15 protein-coding genes and 1 tRNA gene are annotated in these 15,480 nt (G+C 44.9%); 8 read left to right on the top strand and 8 right to left on the bottom strand.

What is annotated here, in order from left to right; translation table 11 throughout:
- Window positions 1-147: 147 nt before the first annotated feature.
- Entirely contained in the window at window positions 148-1,074 is a 927-nt protein-coding gene (gene thyD, locus QUB51_RS06905) for a thylakoid membrane protein ThyD (RefSeq protein WP_333259399.1), read from the bottom strand.
- A 148-nt stretch (window positions 1,075-1,222) separates the two neighbouring features.
- Between thyD and QUB51_RS06900 the strand changes: the two genes are divergently transcribed.
- Window positions 1,223-2,857, top strand: coding sequence for a DUF3352 domain-containing protein (locus QUB51_RS06900; RefSeq protein ID WP_333259396.1), 1,635 nt, complete (start codon window positions 1,223-1,225; stop codon window positions 2,855-2,857).
- 536 nt (window positions 2,858-3,393) lie between these two features.
- On the opposite strand, the gene QUB51_RS06895 is transcribed toward QUB51_RS06900, so the two are convergent.
- The 3 genes from QUB51_RS06895 to QUB51_RS06885 form a co-directional block, all read right to left on the bottom strand.
- On the bottom strand, window positions 3,394-3,591 hold the full coding sequence (locus QUB51_RS06895) for a hypothetical protein (RefSeq protein WP_006632682.1): 198 nt from the start codon (window positions 3,589-3,591) through the stop codon (window positions 3,394-3,396).
- Window positions 3,592-3,786: 195 nt separating this feature from the next.
- Window positions 3,787-4,203, bottom strand: a complete 417-nt coding sequence (locus QUB51_RS06890) for a tetratricopeptide repeat protein (RefSeq protein WP_333055586.1) — start codon at window positions 4,201-4,203, stop codon at window positions 3,787-3,789.
- Between the two features lie 125 nt (window positions 4,204-4,328).
- The gene (locus QUB51_RS06885) at window positions 4,329-4,682 is read right to left on the bottom strand and encodes a HesB/IscA family protein (protein WP_006632680.1); all 354 of its coding nucleotides are present in this window, start codon (window positions 4,680-4,682) and stop codon (window positions 4,329-4,331) included.
- 245 nt (window positions 4,683-4,927) lie between these two features.
- Here QUB51_RS06885 and QUB51_RS06880 point away from each other — a divergent pair, with 245 nt between their 5' ends.
- The 7 genes from QUB51_RS06880 (at window position 4,928) to QUB51_RS06850 (ending at window position 11,801) form a co-directional block, all read left to right on the top strand.
- A complete protein-coding gene (locus tag QUB51_RS06880; RefSeq protein WP_333055585.1) occupies window positions 4,928-6,574 on the top strand; it encodes a DUF6930 domain-containing protein in 1,647 nt (548 codons plus the stop codon).
- Between the two features lie 115 nt (window positions 6,575-6,689).
- On the top strand, window positions 6,690-6,944 hold the full coding sequence (locus QUB51_RS06875; protein WP_333055584.1) for a hypothetical protein: 255 nt from the start codon (window positions 6,690-6,692) through the stop codon (window positions 6,942-6,944).
- 4 nt (window positions 6,945-6,948) lie between these two features.
- Window positions 6,949-7,305, top strand: a complete 357-nt coding sequence (locus QUB51_RS06870) for a type II toxin-antitoxin system PemK/MazF family toxin (protein WP_333055583.1) — start codon at window positions 6,949-6,951, stop codon at window positions 7,303-7,305.
- Window positions 7,306-7,367: 62 nt separating this feature from the next.
- Complete coding sequence (gene zds, locus QUB51_RS06865) at window positions 7,368-8,804, top strand: 9,9'-di-cis-zeta-carotene desaturase (RefSeq protein ID WP_333055582.1); 1,437 nt, start codon at window positions 7,368-7,370, stop codon at window positions 8,802-8,804.
- A gap of 193 nt (window positions 8,805-8,997) precedes the next feature.
- Complete coding sequence (locus tag QUB51_RS06860; RefSeq protein ID WP_015175311.1) at window positions 8,998-9,444, top strand: SRPBCC family protein; 447 nt, start codon at window positions 8,998-9,000, stop codon at window positions 9,442-9,444.
- Window positions 9,445-9,550: 106 nt separating this feature from the next.
- Window positions 9,551-11,641: a serine/threonine-protein kinase gene (locus tag QUB51_RS06855; protein ID WP_333259392.1), complete on the top strand. Its 2,091-nt coding sequence runs from the start codon at window positions 9,551-9,553 to the stop codon at window positions 11,639-11,641.
- Window positions 11,642-11,727: 86 nt separating this feature from the next.
- Window positions 11,728-11,801 (top strand) — tRNA-Val (locus QUB51_RS06850).
- A 220-nt stretch (window positions 11,802-12,021) separates the two neighbouring features.
- Here QUB51_RS06850 and QUB51_RS06845 read toward each other — a convergent pair.
- From QUB51_RS06845 to QUB51_RS06830, 4 genes are all read right to left on the bottom strand, one after another.
- Window positions 12,022-14,490: a restriction endonuclease gene (locus QUB51_RS06845; protein ID WP_333259389.1), complete on the bottom strand. Its 2,469-nt coding sequence runs from the start codon at window positions 14,488-14,490 to the stop codon at window positions 12,022-12,024.
- A 93-nt stretch (window positions 14,491-14,583) separates the two neighbouring features.
- On the bottom strand, window positions 14,584-14,811 hold the full coding sequence (locus tag QUB51_RS06840) for a DUF2283 domain-containing protein (RefSeq protein ID WP_333259386.1): 228 nt from the start codon (window positions 14,809-14,811) through the stop codon (window positions 14,584-14,586).
- Complete coding sequence (locus QUB51_RS06835) at window positions 14,804-15,151, bottom strand: hypothetical protein (protein ID WP_333259383.1); 348 nt, start codon at window positions 15,149-15,151, stop codon at window positions 14,804-14,806. Before QUB51_RS06835 ends, QUB51_RS06840 begins: the two co-directional genes overlap by 8 nt.
- 55 nt (window positions 15,152-15,206) lie before the next feature.
- Entirely contained in the window at window positions 15,207-15,431 is a 225-nt protein-coding gene (locus tag QUB51_RS06830) for a hypothetical protein (protein WP_333259380.1), read from the bottom strand.
- Window positions 15,432-15,480 lie beyond the last annotated feature (49 nt).

Below are 15,480 nucleotides of genomic sequence, written 5' to 3'. Positions count from 1 at the left end.
TTCGGTAGGATGCCAAAAGTATCGCAGAAACCCGGTTTCTTGGATGGTTGGCAGGGCCTCAGAAACCGGGTTTCTTCACCAAATCGGGCGTGAAGATGCCAGAATTATCGCAGAAACCCGGTTTCTTGAACAACGAGGATTCGATTTCTAGCTTCCCGATAAAATTTCTTCGAGTGCTAATTTAAGCGTCGGATATTGATATTGAAAACCACTAGCTAAAGTTTGTTTCGGCAACACTTTCTGCCCTTCCAAAACAAGTTTTGCCCCGTCTCCCAAAAGCATTTCTAAAGCAAAACCTGGCACCGGCAACCAAGAAGGCCGCTTTAAAACTTCCCCTAAAGTTTGGCACAATTCATTCATCCGCACCGGATTCGGTGCTGTTGCATTCAAAACGCCTTCAACTTGCGAATTTTGCAAAGCGTACAAAATTAAATCAACCACATCCTCGCGATGCACCCAAGAAAACCACTGTTTCCCAGTGCCCAGCGGCCCGCCTGCAAATAGTTTAAAAGGTGGCAGCATTTTTGCCAATGCGCCTCCCATTCCCAAAACTATCCCCAGCCGCAAAATTGCTAACCGCGTTCCCGCATTTTTTGCAGGTTGGGCGGCTGCTTCCCAGTCTTTGCAAACTGCTGCTAAAAAATCGTTTCCCGCAGGGCTAGTTTCGTCAAACTCAGCGGTTTCGCTGGTTCCGTAATAGCCGATCGCCGATGCGCTAACAAACACAGATGGTCTAGGATTAGCATTGACGATCGCCTCGACCAATTTTGCCGTAGTCAGTTTGCGACTGTCCAGAATTGCTTGCTGGCGCGCCTCCGTCCACCTTTCCTCCGCAATCGGAACCCCAGCTAAATTGACAACAGCGTCGCAGCCCGCGATCGACTTTTGCCAATCACCAGACTCCGCAGGAGTGTAGGCGACAACTTCCAAATTCGGATAAGCTGAAGCCGGAAAAACTCGGCTAGCCTTCGCCCCATCCCTGCTCAAAACCACCACTTGATGTCCCGCAGCTTGCAGCTTCTCCACCAGCCGGCTACCTACAAATCCTGTTGCTCCCGCGATCGCTACTTTCATCTTTTACCCGCAATGCACATTTTTAGTAGTTTAGACGATCGTCCAAACTTGTGTTAAATCATACAAAAATAAACAGCAGCCTCGATCCCCTCCCGACAAGCCAAGTGTATTTTCATTAAACTGATAAAGGACACGAGGAACACAAACCATGCCTGCAAAAAAATCAAAGCTTCTAATTGCTGCCTCCATCGCCGCAGCAGGTAGCGCTGCGGTCTACTTTTACTTCCAGGGTTTGAGCCAACAAGTATCCAACCCTCAAGACAGCGCCAAAGTTGTGCCCGACGAAGCAATGATGGCCGCCTTTATCTCCCCCAATCCCCAAGCGTTGTCACAATTGCAGCGATTTGGCACGCCTGGGGCTCAAAAGTTGGTAGGGATGGGTTTGAAGACCTTTCAAGAACAAAGCTTGGCAGGCACTCAAATCGACTTTGACAGGGACTTAAAACCTTGGCTGGGGGGGGTGATGGTCGCTTTGCTACCCCCTGATGCTGTCACGAATACAGAGCCTCCAAAACTGCTGGTAGTAGTCAGCGTCAAAAATAAAATTAGCGCTTGGAATTTTGCGAATAAATTAAAATCTCAGCCCGGTGCAACTACTCAAGAAACCGAGTATAAAGGAGTTAAAATTTTTGAGATTGCAGAGCCAACTGGCAAGCGCTACAGTGTGGCTTTGCTGAACGACCAATTAGTGATGGCTCCTTTGAGACAGCCTGTGGAATTGGCGATCGATACTTTTAAAGGAGAACCCTCCCTCGCTACGCAGCAGAGCACAACTAAGTTTTTTGCAGAGAGTGCTGGTGTCAAGAATCCGATCGCAACTGTTTATATTGCTGATTATCCTGCTGCAATTGAGCAATTGAAAGCTAATTTGCCCGCTGATATCCAGTTGCCTTGGACAGTTTTTTCGCAGTTCAAACAAGTCAAGTCAATGGTTGCGGGAATTGGGGCGGACAGTGCGGGATTGAGGGTAAAAACTATCGCTCAGTTAGACCCTAAATTCGTCGAGCAAAATCCACAAGTCCCATCGAAATTGTTACCCAGATTTCCTGGTGAAACTATTGCTTTAGTCGGCGGCCAGGGAATCGATAAAATTTGGTCGCAAGCAACCGCTGAGGCACAAGATAGCCCGGAAGTTGACAGGGGAGTTCAGCAGGTGAGGGATAGTTTTAAGCGGTTGGATTTGGATGCGGATCGAGAGGTTTTTGGTTGGATGAATGGGGAATTTGCGATCGGGGCGATCGGTTCGGATCAAGGGATTTTGTCTCAGTTGGGCATGGGGGCGGCGATGATTTTTGAAACCAGCGATCGCCCTGCTGCAGAAGCAACTCTGAAAAAACTCGATGCGATCGCCAAAAGCAATCCTACAGTCAGTGTCGCCCCCAGACAAGTTCAAGGAAAGGAAGTTACGGAATGGAAAATACCCCAGCAAGGCACTTTATTCGGGCACGGTTGGCTGAATGAAAATTCTGTGTTTGTAGCTTTCGGTGGCCCTTTAGTTGATGTGATTACTTCGACGCCGCCCCAGCCGTTAAGCAGCAGTCCGAGTTTTCAGGCGATCGCCACTTCTTTACCGCAAGCCAACCAAGGTTACTTTTACATAGATATGGAAAAAACCCTGTCTTGGGCTAACCAATATTTGCTTGCAGTACAGCCAAATTTAGTTTCCCCGCCCGCCGCTGAATTGCTGAATTCTCTCCGAGGAGTTAGCGTAGCCACAGCTTCTACGCAACCGACAACTGCTGAGTTGGAGATGCTTTTTGCCTTGAAATCTAACAACAATTAGGCAATTTGTAATCGGTAATTTGTAATCGGTAATTCTTCCTTCTATCCTTCTAAGGATCGCGAATTAAATAACTTACAATTTTAATTGTTATTGTGGGATGGGCCTAAGAGCCCGTCCAAACAGGACGGGCTTTCAGGCCCATCCCACAAACTTTTGGAAGTTATTTAATTCTCATTCCTAAGCTGTTGCGGCCTTAAATTGTGTGTCAAAAAAAAATCAAAGTCTTGTGGGGAGTAGGGGCCCTAGCGTCCCGCCCGCCCAAAAATACAATCTAGATTCGTAACAGCCTATCCCTTAAATCCCGATTCATATCATGTCCGGTGAATCGATCGTGATTGTTGTAGGGGCGGGTTCACCGTGATATTCAACACAAATCCCAAATCCAATAAACCCGCCCCGACCGGATATTATGGTTGAGCGACCTGACATGAGCTCACTGCGCGTTGCCGGACTTTTTTCTTACTAAAAAAGATGCTGCCCTCCATGGAGGGCAGCTACTCAAATAAAGCATCTTAAAGTCTCTCACAACTTCAGAATTAACCTTCAGACATTCCTGATTTATTGGGCAATTGCAAATCATCCGGGTCTACGTAGTGACAAACTGCTTTGTCCATGCAAATCAAGGCCCAACCGGATTTATCGATGCTCATCAACTTGTAAGAAGCTGGCTGAATAAAGAAACCTTTGTGGTTGCGGGTTGCGGGTTTGATGTTAACGTGGCTGTCAGTGCTCATGTTTTTACAACTCCTAGTATTATCGTAGTAAAATCTGAAAACCGCTGAGCGGGTTTGTCAATCGTCTAAGTCTTCAAATACTAGCACTGACTTTCTGAGTTTTCCATAAAGTTATTTATTGATTTATTACGATGTCGTAATAAACCGCAAAGCCACTTTCGTCGATCCCCGCCCCAAATAGACTTGTTTGCGCGGTTACGGCTCCAGAAGCCACTGTTTAACGCGGGCGAGACTCTTCCAGTCGGGTTTTCTACTTAATCCTTCTTCAAAATTTTTTTTAACTTCGTCGAGTAACTCTTCGGAAGCCATCAGAAGTTGCTGAGCCACTTCTACGTGGGGACGCACTCCTTTCTCTTTGAGATCGAGGATCGCTACTGCTAGGTTGATGCGAGCTTGGGGGTCATGAGGGTTCAATTTAACGGCTGTTTTCGCTGCTTTTTGAGCCGAAGATGGTTTATTTTCCAACAGGTAGAGCCACGCGAGGCTAGCCCAAGCATTGCCATTTTTGGGAGCTTTTTCGCACACTTCTTTAAACACGGGGATCAGATTAGCCGGGGCTTCGCCAGCTTGGTAGCGATCGAAACCGTCTTTAAACAATTCTTCAGGGGTCATTCGATTTTAGATTTGGGATTTGAGATTTTAGATTGGAAAGAGCATTGGGTGCCGGACGCCGCAAGGCAGTCCGAGGCATTCTCAGCAATTAGCAATTACCAATCCCCAATGCCCTATTTTCCAATTTATGTAGAAAATGAACTGCCACAACCGCAAGTTTGAGTTGCGTTGGGGTTAGTAAACTGAAAACCGCCCCCGATCATAGCATCGCTGAAGTCGAGAACCAAACCGTAGAGATAAAGAATGCTCTTGCGATCGCAAACTACCTGAAAACCATCGTAGTCGAACACTTCATCGTCGGATTTCACAGTGCTCGGATCTGCGAAATCCATGACGTAAGACATACCAGAGCAGCCGCCCTGGCGCACCCCTACCCGCAAGCAGAGGTCTTTACCTTGTTTCTCTCTCAGAGCTAAAACTTGACGGACAGCAGAGTCCGTCATTTGAATGCCGCGCTTTTCAGAAATGGCTTGAGTCATAATTTGCCGAACTCCTGAGATTGTCTAATGCTAAGAGTGTAATCTTATCCCTCCATTGTACAGGCATTCGCCAGAAGGCATAAGGTTAGATGCTGAAGGCCGAATTTTTAGCTTCTAATTTTTAATTCCCGTGAGGCCTCGTTCCCCAGCTCGATGTCCTCTCCCCCTATAGGGTTTATGATTGATAAGCAGCGGTTGACCGGCTACCGGCACCGCAACAATGCTTCACCCAACGGGCTTACTCTATGGCAGCGCTGAATCGCACTACTCTTCGTCGGCTACAAAACTTACCTCAAATTCCCAGCGTGTGGGAGGGCGATCGCCGACCCTTATCTAATGCTGACTCACACATGATGCTAGATGACGATGACGTTCTAGAAGCTGGTGGCGAGTGCATTCTCTGGGTCGATGGCTCCGAAGGAGTCGTGAGGGCTATGGACATGGTAGGCCCAGATGCCGGCCCAGAGGCGCTCGTCCGGGCCCTGCTACGGGCAATGGAACATCCCCAAAGTCCGGCTCCCGCAGTCCGCCCCCAAAAAATAGTAGTCAAAAACCGAGAAATTCAATTTTATCTGCGGGGCGTACTTCAAGATTTAGGCATTTCCATTGACTACGTGCCGGAATTGCCCCTAATTGACGAAATATTTCGCGGCATGGAAGAGGTCGCCATCAACAGACCTCCTGAGTTGCCACCTCAGTATGCTGAAGTTTTAATGGAAAAAGCTGCTCAAATTTGGCAAGACGCTCCGTGGCGGACTTTGAGGGAACACCAAATTATATCTATTGAAATCAATCAGTGGGATGTCGCCAGCCTCTACGTGTCCGTATTGGGGCAAGGCAGAATGGATTACGGAGTTTTACTGTACCGTTCTCTAGAATCCTTGAAGCGGTTTCGAGAACGAGTCGTCAACGATGAATCTTTTGAAGATTTAGAACAGGCTTTTTTAGGGCAAGACTGTTTGTTTGTTACCTTTGAAAGTGCAGCAGATATTGATGAGGACGACGAGGACGAAATTGATTTAGCCGATTTGCCTCCCTCGGAAATTGAACCAAATTTCGGCAACCTACATCCTTTAGAAGGATTGCGATCGATCCTTTACGAAGAAGAAGCCCTCACGATGTTAGTTGCTCTCGAAGCATTTCATCGCTTTTTCCGCAACGGCCGCCGGAAATTGGGCTCAGACACTTTTCCCACTCTTAGCAGCCGCTACCGCATCCCTGTTCCGCAGCCTGACGGAGAAATTCAACAGGTATCCGTTAAAGTTTCCACGATGCCCGATGTGTCAGACGAATTATTACAGATGCTCGGTGATGACGATGATGACGATGATGACGATGATGAATTTGACAAGCCACTGCTGCGGGACGATTTAGTACCGCAAAATTCATTTTTGAGTCTCGGTGCCGTACCTTGGGAAACGGTAGATTTCCTGCGCCAAAGTGTCCAGTTTCACCAAGGTGCAGAAGTTGATATTAATACCGCCGGAGATGGTTTGCCGGTGGTGATGATCCAAACTTCTCATCCGAAGGCAAAAACTATGATTCAGGATTTGAAAGAAGCTGGAGGTGTGAAGGGGATTGGTTTTAATCCGGGCGAAAATCCTTTTCAGGATGAGCAATTCGACTTGGGTATTTTGCAAACTAAAAATGGGGAGCTGTATTTGTTTGGGGAGTTTAATGAAGACGATCCGGTGCATCAGGAAGCTCGCAAGAAATGGGACCGTCGCTGTAAATTAACCAACGGTTGGTGCGGTTTGATTATTGCTAAAGGGTTGATGGGTGCTTCTCGCGGTCAGCCTCAGTTTAAGGATATGATCGCTTTGCTTGAGGTTCGCTGGGTGTCTGCTAAAGAGTTGGGAATTGGGCCACTTCAGTTAATGCCGATGTTTTGAAGGAATAAAGAAGCAGGAAGAAGGAAGAAGGAAGAAGGAAGAAAGAATATGTAAAAGTAATTTGTAAGGTGCGCCCCAGCGCACCCTAGTTTTTAAATTATAAAGGAAAATGATTATGTCAAATTCTACTCAAAAGCGAGAAGTGTTAGTCGCCCTTGATGCTGAATTCGCGGAGAAAATAGACCAACTTACTGATGATTGGACGGAGGCGATCGAACAAGCTCTCCGTCTCTGGTACGCTAAGCAAATAGAAGATAAGTTGCGGAAGTTTTATCAAAACTGCAGCCAAGAAGATATTGAGTTTGAGGAAGAATGGGCAACATTTGCTCAGGAACAAATGGAAGAAATTTTAATAGAGGAAGGTCTTTGATACAATGACAGAAGCTTATCCGCGACAAGGCGAAGTTTATCTTGTTAGAGCTTTGCGAACGATCGGAGATACCAAAAAGCGTCCTGTTGCTGTCGTTTCCATAGATAGCCGGAATGAATTGAGCCGTACTGTACTGATTGTCCCTTTTACTAGCGATTTGAGAGGGGGCGAAACTCCGAGTCGGGTTTTGATTCCGCCTGGTGAAGGAGGGTTAGAATCTGACTCGCTGGCTGTCTGCGAGCAAATTATAACTGTCCAAAAGACTTATCTGGAACAAGGCGCTTACGGTCAACTTAGTGCCGATGTCCTAGCCAGAATTCAGAGGGCTATACAAGTGTCGATCGGCATTTACGAACTTTAATAATATTTCTAATATTCTAAATTTTGTTACAATTTGTAAAAATACTGTAAAGGATAGGTAAAATGCGGGTTGCGATCGCAGGTGCGGGACTGGCTGGAATGACCACAGCAGTCGATTTAGTGGAGGCCGGCCACGAAGTAGAAATTTTTGAATCCCGCCCCTTTGTTGGCGGCAAAGTCGGCAGTTGGGTAGATCCCGACGGCAATCACGTTGAAATGGGTTTGCACGTCTTCTTCGGTTGCTATTATAACTTATTTGCCCTGATGAAAAAAGTGGGAGCTTTTGACGACTTGCTCGTCAAAGAACACGTCCACACTTTTATCAATCGAGGCGGCGAAACTGGTTCTTTGGATTTTCGCTTTCCGGTGGGTGCTCCTTTGCACGGATTGAAGGCATTTTTTACTACATCTCAGCTATCGGTACAGGACAAAATCCAAAATTCGATCGCCCTGGGAACTAGCCCGATCGTCCGAGGTTTGATCGACTTTGACGGAGCGATGAAAACCATCCGCGATTTGGATAAAGTTAGCTTTGCTGACTGGTTCCGCAGTCATGGCGGCAACCAAAACTCGCTCAAAAGAATGTGGAATCCGATCGCCTACGCACTGGGTTTTATCGACACCGAAAATATTTCTGCTCGGTGTATGCTGACAATATTTCAATTCTTTGCTACCAAAACAGAAGCATCAAGGATGCGAATGCTGGCCGGTTCTCCCAGCGAATATTTGCACAAGCCAATTGTGGAATATTTGGAAAAGAAAGGAGCAAAAATTTACACGCGGCGCAGAGTCCGAGAAATTCAGTTTGAAGAAGGTGCAGAAACCCGCGTCACAGGCTTGGCAGTAGCTAGCGGCGAAACTGAAGAAACTATTACCGCTGATGCTTATCTTTTTGCATTAGACGTACCAGGAATTCAGAAAATATTGCCCCCAGCTTGGCGCAAATGGTCAGAATTTGACAACATTTATAAATTAGATGCGGTGCCAGTTGCTACAGTGCAATTGCGGTTCGACGGTTGGGTAACGGAATTGGAAGACGAAGCCAAGCGCAAACAGTTGAGCCACGCTGTCGGCATCGATAATTTGCTATATTCAGCAGATGCAGATTTTTCCTGTTTTGCTGATTTGGCGCTGACAAGTCCCAAGGATTATTATAAGGAAGGACAAGGTTCTCTGTTGCAGTTGGTGTTGACTCCGGGAGATCCGTTTATTAAACAAAGCAATGAGGCGATCGCCCAACACGTACTTAAGCAAGTTCAGGATTTATTCCCGTCAGCGCGGGAATTAAACATGACTTGGTACAGTGTAGTGAAGCTAGCTCAATCTTTGTATCGCGAAGCACCGGGAATGGATGTTTTCCGCCCTGCTCAAAAAACTCCGATCGCCAATTTCTTTTTAGCAGGAAGTTACACTCAGCAAGACTACATTGATAGTATGGAAGGAGCGACACTTTCAGGCCATCAAGCCGCTAAGGCAATTCTCGAAGCTTACAGTCATTAGTCCTTAGTCTTCTATCGTTTTCTCTCGTTCCCAGGCTCTGCCTGGGAAGGGCGATCGGGAGGCTCTGCCTCCAGTATTCGAGAGGAAAAGTGAGGCGGAGCCTCTGGATCTGCGTTACCAGGCTCTTCCTGGTAACAAGAAAAAAAGAAACAATTCTTCAATCTAAAATCTAAAATCTAAAATCTAAAATCCCATGACTGATTGGTTAGAACACAGTGTCCAAGTAGAAGTGGCAATTCCCATCGAATTAGCGTGGCAACTCTGGTCAGATTTAGAGCAAATGCCGCGCTGGATGAAGTGGATAGAATCTGTTCATGTTCTCGAAGAAGATCCAGAGTTGTCTCGCTGGAAACTCGCAACTGGCGGGTTAGAATTTAGCTGGCTTTCTCGGATTCTCAAATTAGTGCCGAATCAGATAATTCAGTGGGAATCGGTAGACGGCTTACCAAATCGAGGTGCCGTAAGATTTTACGATCGCAAAGACAGCAGTATCGTCAAGCTGACAGTGGCTTACGGAATTCCCGGCTGGCTGGGAAAATTGATGGATAACCTATTTCTGGGCCGCGTGGTTGAATCGACAATTCAGGCTGACTTGGAAAGGTTTAAAGAGTATGCTCTGAAAGTAAAAGCCACATCTTAAATTCTGACGACTCAAGTCCTTTGGTTTTTAATTGTAACGCGAGAGTCGATCGCGCTTGGGCGTCAGTATCATAGAGATGTGCTGCTGATTCCTTCTCGGTTTAGTTATGAGTTATTGCCTAAACCCCGCCTGTCAAAACCCGCAAAATGCCGATCGTACCCAATTCTGCCTGAATTGCGGCTCCAAACTGTTGCTCAGAGAGCGTTACCGCGCCATCAAACCCCTTGGGCGCGGCGGTTTTGGCCGCACTTTTTTAGCAATAGACCAAGACAAACCCTCAAAACCGCGCTGTGCAATTAAACAGTTTTTTCCCCTATCCCAAGGTACCAGCAGCAGCGAGAAAGCAGCAGAATTATTCAACCGAGAAGCGGTGCGGCTAGACGAATTGGGGAAACACCCGCAAATTCCCGAACTGCTGGCGCACTTTCAGCAGGAACGCTATCAGTATTTGGTACAGGAATTTATAGAAGGTCAGAATTTACAGGAAGAGTTGGCGCGGAGTGGGCCTTTCAGCGAAAGTCAGATTCTTAGTCTGCTGAAGGATTTATTGCCAGTATTGCAGTTCGTGCACGATCGCAGTGTAATTCACCGAGATATTAAACCCCCCAATATTATCCGCCGCCGCCTTTCTCAAACTCCCACCATTTATACTTACCCAACATTAACCGGGGAATTAGTTTTAGTTGATTTTGGCGCTGCAAAACTTGTGGAGGGTTTGAGAGAAACCGGTACAGTCATCGGTTCTCCCGAATTCGTCGCGCCGGAACAAATTAGAGGTCAAGCGGTTTATGCCAGTGATTTGTATAGTTTGGGAGTAACTTGCATTTATTTGCTGACTCAAATATCTCCTTTTGATTTGTTCGATATCAATCAAGATGCTTGGGTTTGGCGAGACTTTTTGAAGGTTCCAATTGATCCGAAATTAAGTCGCATCCTCGACAAAATGATCGAATCGAGTCTCAGTCGGCGCTACAAATCTGTAGCTGAGGTATTGAAAGATTTGCAGCCGCAGCAGTCGGCGGGGGCGGGCACGGGGGCGGGCACGGGGGCACCGCCCCTACCAGCGCCTAAAATTTCCGTGCCGCAGAGGACGCCTGTGGTGCAGAATGCAGTGCCGCCAACGGTTGCAGGCACCATTTTACCTGTGCCGCCGATGCAGCGGGTTGTGCCCGCACGCGCGCCTACTTGGAGGTGTGTTCATACTCTGGTAGGGCATTCTAATGCTGTTACGTCGGTAGCTTTCAGTCCTGATGGCGCGACTTTAGCTAGCGGCAGTGAGGACAAGACGATTGAGATGTGGAAGTTGGAGACTGGTAGGCGGTGGTACACTCTTACGGGTCATTCTGACTGGGTGACTTGTGTGGCGTTTAGTCCTGATGGCGCGACTTTGGCTAGTGGCGGCCGGGACAAAATGATTCATATTTGGGATTTGAATAAGGGTAAGTGGTGGTACGCTTTGGCTGGTCATTCTGACAGGGTTGCTGCTGTGGCGTTTAGTCGGGATGGTCAGGTTTTGGCTAGCGGCAGTCGGGACAAAACTGTGCAGTTGTGGAATTTGAATAAGGGAAGGCCGATGTCGGCTTTGACTGGTCACGCTGGCGGGGTGGAGGCGGTGGCTTTTAGTTCTGGCGGGGAGTTTTTGGCTAGCGGCAGCCGGGACAAGACTGTGCAGTTGTGGGATTGGCAAAAGGGTCGATCGATTTGTACTTTAGCAGAGCACGGGGATTGGGTGCGGGCGATCGTTTTTGCGACCCCCCCCAGCCCCCCCTTGGTAAGGGGGGGAGTAGGAGAAGGATTGACTTCCTCTGTGTCCCCTGCCGGTCAGACCCCCCCCAGCCCCCCCTTGGTAAGGGGGGGAGATGCAGAAGGATCATCGATTTTGGCGACGGGGAGTCGGGATGGTACGGCGAAGCTGTGGCGGGTGGATGCACAGGGGCGAGGGACGCTGCTGCGGAGTATGAGGGACAATTCTGGGGATGTTTTGTGTGTGGCGTTGAGTCCCGATGGTAGGGTTTTGGCGACGGGGAGTCGGGATGGGACGATTTATTTGTGGGATGCGGGTACGGGGGGTTTGCTGGAAATTCTGACGGGCCACGGGGAGGAGGTTTTGTCGGTGGCGTTTAGTGCTGATGGGGGGAGTTTGGCTAGCGGTGCGGGCGATCGAACTGTGAAGATTTGGCGGGGGATGGGGCATTAGGGGCGATGTCAAGAGTGCCTGCTTAAAAAATTTCATATTTATGCTTGACAGGCGATCGAATGTTCTGCTACATTAGGAATTCGTGAGGACGCATAGCTCAGTTGGTTAGAGCACTACGTTGACATCGTAGGGGTCACTGGTTCGAGTCCAGTTGTGTCCATGAATTTCCATCATTTATAAATCAAGGGTTTTAGGTTGGCCGTCCTACCGAGAGTCTGGTCTTTCGCTAGACAATTAACGGCGTTGCTTAATCAGGGTATGAAAAAAATCACTTGAAAATCCCGAAGCGTTGTGAATACTGGTTTCTATGATGTGCATATTTAGCCTTTCATACCGTAAATCAGCAACGCCACGTAAGTTATCCCACAAATAAAATTGTCCTAATCATCATGGCGACTGCGATAGCTACTGGTATCCAACAAGGAGAGTTGTCCCTCAACTACAGTGGATTTAGGTTGTGAAGCATAAGGAGGCTCACAATTTTCAGGTTTCCCTTTTTGTTTCCCCTGCTTTGGATTATTTGGTCTGACTATTTGCCTATTTCTTTCCTCCAGCAAACCAGCAAAATGAAACCATGACAACATTCGACTGGCATAATCCGATGCCGTTGTTGAGTTCAAATTATATTGCTCAGACAACAATTTTTGAAATTGAGCAAGCCATATCCATTCACCTGGTTTCAGTTGTTCATAAATTTTTTTTATTATGACATGATTCTGGATTTGTTCAGCTAATATTTCAGCTATTTCCTCATCTTGTAACTTTAGAAATTTCTCTAATACTATTATTTTGCCTCTTTCGTCCTTTCTTACTTCAAAAAACTTTTGCAAATCCAGAATAGCATTCTCAACTACGCCCTCGCTATAGCCTAATACCCTTACTAAGTCTGATATTGTTTGATATTGATTAAGCCGTCTAAAGATTTTCCAGGCCGTTGAAATTTTCGTTCGGGGTCTATAGCTTATTATCATTTCAGGTAGCTTACCATCCAACAAATATTCACGAAATATATCCCAGTAGATTTTATAGTTTTCCCCAGTTTCAATAACTAGCTTGCTTTTTAAGAGGCTACTAATTACATCTTTATTAAACTCGCGGCGTACATCCATCTTAGAAACTGGAGAAAATTTAGCTATATACTTTAAACACTTATCATCTCCAGTGATAATAGCTCCCTGAATATCTTTATTAAAGCTTGTTTCGATATCAGACTTGGTTATCACCTTGTTCGGGTCTGGATCAAGTTTAGATTGATCAATATCTTGATTATAAAGTTCACCGCACTCTCTTTTTAAGTACCAAGGTTGATTGAACCAAGGTTGACTAGAAAGATTGTCACGCAACGAAGTGGCTTTTGTAATTATTTCTAATTCTTTATCTTTCTTAGTTGTTACATATTCCTGAAATCCCTCTAATAATTCTAATGATTCTGACTCAGAAAATTCAGCCAACTTAATATTTTTTAGTCGCTCTTGTAGCTTTTCCCATGTAGAAGATGCTGGATGTTCTGGGGGTAAATGAACATCGGTTCTCCAGCAAAAGCCTAAAACTATATTCTTTTTTAAACAATCAATCTTATAAGCTGCTTCCTTAAACAAACCGTAAAGAGATGAAAGTGCATATCTCGTCAAAATTTCTTCAAATTGATCGAAAAAGATTACAATCACCTTACCACTATTTTCAAGGTTTTCTATTAATAATCGAATTGATTCACTATCAAAAGGTGATTCAGGATTTAGAGATACTAGGTAATTAGGAATCTCAACAAATTTACTATCAATAGCACCTTCTAATGCTTTTGTAATAGCGGCACTTACAAATAAATCTACATTTGTTTGGTTGACGCTCGTAACATCTATATGATATATGTAAACATTTCTCTTATCTTCATTTTCTGATTTACTACCGCATTCTGATGCTAACTTAAGAACTAAAGATGATTTGCCTAACCCTGTATTTCCCGAAAAAGAAACAACTCTTAAGTCTGTGCTGTTATCCCTTACTTTTTTGACAAACTCCCAAAACTTATGTTGATGTGTCTTACGTCCAAAAAAATCTTCAGGGCGGGATGGACGATGGTAATCATCAAAACTATCAGCCTGATTAATGTTCGATATTGTTACTCTTTTTTCCGAAATCGACTGGTTTATTAATTTATTTTTAGGCTCAATTACTGTTGGATTGAAAACAGTAACTTCAAGATTTTTCCACTCTTTATCACTAGCAAAATATTCTTTCCATTCTTCTGAACTCAAACATCTGTTACTCTTTTGAGTTGGGAAAATAATAGCACAATTTGGACTATGACTATTTCCTATTTCTTCTGCGACCCAAAAGAAATTTTTTTCATGCGTTACTAATAATGTAATAGTTTCACAACGACCACTTATTTTACCCATATCAGGCGGTTTAATATTATATAAACCCATAAATACTTCAGCAAGTTCATTTGAACTCCAACTCACTAAACTAAATGGTTTATTTTGTTGCTGTTTATATTCAAGAACAACCGGTTTTGCGTTTTTGTTAAGATCAGAATTTGAGAGTAAGTAGGCAAAGTCAACCTTTTTGTAAAGAGCTTGACCCATTAACTTGAATATAGTAGGAGCATCTATAAGCTCTTGCTGAAATTTACATTCAATTAATCCTATTTCATCAGTATCTAAGTGTTTGACATAGATATCAGTTTGCATTCCTTCAAATTCTATATCTTGAGTTACTTTCCATCGTTGTTTACGAAATAAATCTGCTGACACAGTTTCCCAAAAAGTACCTCTTTGTTTATTTGTCCATTGAGATTCATCTGGTATCACTATTTTAAATCTTATGGTCGGCTCATTTACAGTCATTTTTTAGTTGTCCCTATAAATTACTTTTTACTAAATTTGGTTGAACAACTCATAATAATTAGAATTATATCAGCCTTCTCATTAACGAATTGGCTACTTATTTCCGCTGAATGTTAATAATCTAGCTTGCACAGATTCTAAAATTGAATCTCGAATAAAAGCACTAGCATTAATAATTTCAATCCCAATTAATTCCCCGGCTTCATTGAGTTCTACCGTAATATTAGGGCTGATTTCCACACTTCCGACTTCCCGTTCATCAGAAATCGTTAAATGAAGAATATCCTCTTTTTCAAAATACGCCATTTTTGGATTATTCATAAATTACCAATCTCCCACTTGTTAAACGAAACTTTATTTGTTGACGAGTAGTTGTATGCACAGTGATCGGAGTAATAGAATCTTCATTTATTTCATAAGGTATCATAACCAATTCCTGATTATGTTTACCCACAACAATTTGAGTTCCCGTTACTGTGTCATCATACCTTTCTCCCGAAAATCTAATAATATTTTCCAAGATACTTAAGTCAAACCCCCTTAACTCGGCTCTATATTGCATATAGTCAGTCCAGATAATTTTAACCATATGTCTAAATATAATTACATAACCGTTTTTTTCCCCCATTGTATCCACGCTTGAGCCATTTGGGACATCCAACCACGCTGTTCGGTTTTACCGGATGTTCACCACTAATAGCCCTCAACGCCCAAAACTAACGATCGGGTTTTTGTTCAAGATCGCGCAAAATCAACGGTGCAACAGGCTGTCCCATGCCAATAATTCTCTGGTAAGCTGGGTGCATTGACTTCTGTGCAACCAATGACAGCATCCTTGTCTCGGTACGCCATTCTTCTGCGAGGCTATTAAACTCCGCTTCCAGTTCCACCTTACTTTTAATCGAGTATTTATAAGCAGTGGTGTAGTCAGGTAGTTTCATGTCAAGGCGTAGCTACTCCATCAATCTATATTACCTTACTTACGATCGC

Source organism: Microcoleus sp. AT8-A3 (genome assembly GCF_036705675.1).
Lineage (GTDB): Bacteria > Cyanobacteriota > Cyanobacteriia > Cyanobacteriales > Microcoleaceae > Microcoleus.
Note: the sequence above shows the minus strand (reverse complement) of the source record. Positions and strands in the feature narration are given on the sequence as shown.

Bases quoted from the DNA above. Each gene is read 5' to 3' on its own strand.
- QUB51_RS06895 (WP_006632682.1), bottom strand. From the start codon at position 3,591: ATGAGCACTGACAGCCACGTTAACATCAAACCCGCAACCCGCAACCAC.
- QUB51_RS06900 (WP_333259396.1), top strand. From the start codon at position 1,223: ATGCCTGCAAAAAAATCAAAGCTTCTAATTGCTGCCTCCATCGCCGCA.
- QUB51_RS06840 (WP_333259386.1), bottom strand. From the start codon at position 14,811: ATGAATAATCCAAAAATGGCGTATTTTGAAAAAGAGGATATTCTTCAT.
- QUB51_RS06880 (WP_333055585.1), top strand. From the start codon at position 4,928: ATGGCAGCGCTGAATCGCACTACTCTTCGTCGGCTACAAAACTTACCT.
- QUB51_RS06885 (WP_006632680.1), bottom strand. From the start codon at position 4,682: ATGACTCAAGCCATTTCTGAAAAGCGCGGCATTCAAATGACGGACTCT.
- QUB51_RS06875 (WP_333055584.1), top strand. From the start codon at position 6,690: ATGTCAAATTCTACTCAAAAGCGAGAAGTGTTAGTCGCCCTTGATGCT.
- zds (WP_333055582.1), top strand. From the start codon at position 7,368: ATGCGGGTTGCGATCGCAGGTGCGGGACTGGCTGGAATGACCACAGCA.
- thyD (WP_333259399.1), bottom strand. From the start codon at position 1,074: ATGAAAGTAGCGATCGCGGGAGCAACAGGATTTGTAGGTAGCCGGCTG.
- QUB51_RS06890 (WP_333055586.1), bottom strand. From the start codon at position 4,203: ATGACCCCTGAAGAATTGTTTAAAGACGGTTTCGATCGCTACCAAGCT.
- QUB51_RS06860 (WP_015175311.1), top strand. From the start codon at position 8,998: ATGACTGATTGGTTAGAACACAGTGTCCAAGTAGAAGTGGCAATTCCC.
- QUB51_RS06845 (WP_333259389.1), bottom strand. From the start codon at position 14,490: ATGACTGTAAATGAGCCGACCATAAGATTTAAAATAGTGATACCAGAT.
- QUB51_RS06830 (WP_333259380.1), bottom strand. From the start codon at position 15,431: ATGAAACTACCTGACTACACCACTGCTTATAAATACTCGATTAAAAGT.
- QUB51_RS06855 (WP_333259392.1), top strand. From the start codon at position 9,551: ATGAGTTATTGCCTAAACCCCGCCTGTCAAAACCCGCAAAATGCCGAT.
- QUB51_RS06870 (WP_333055583.1), top strand. From the start codon at position 6,949: ATGACAGAAGCTTATCCGCGACAAGGCGAAGTTTATCTTGTTAGAGCT.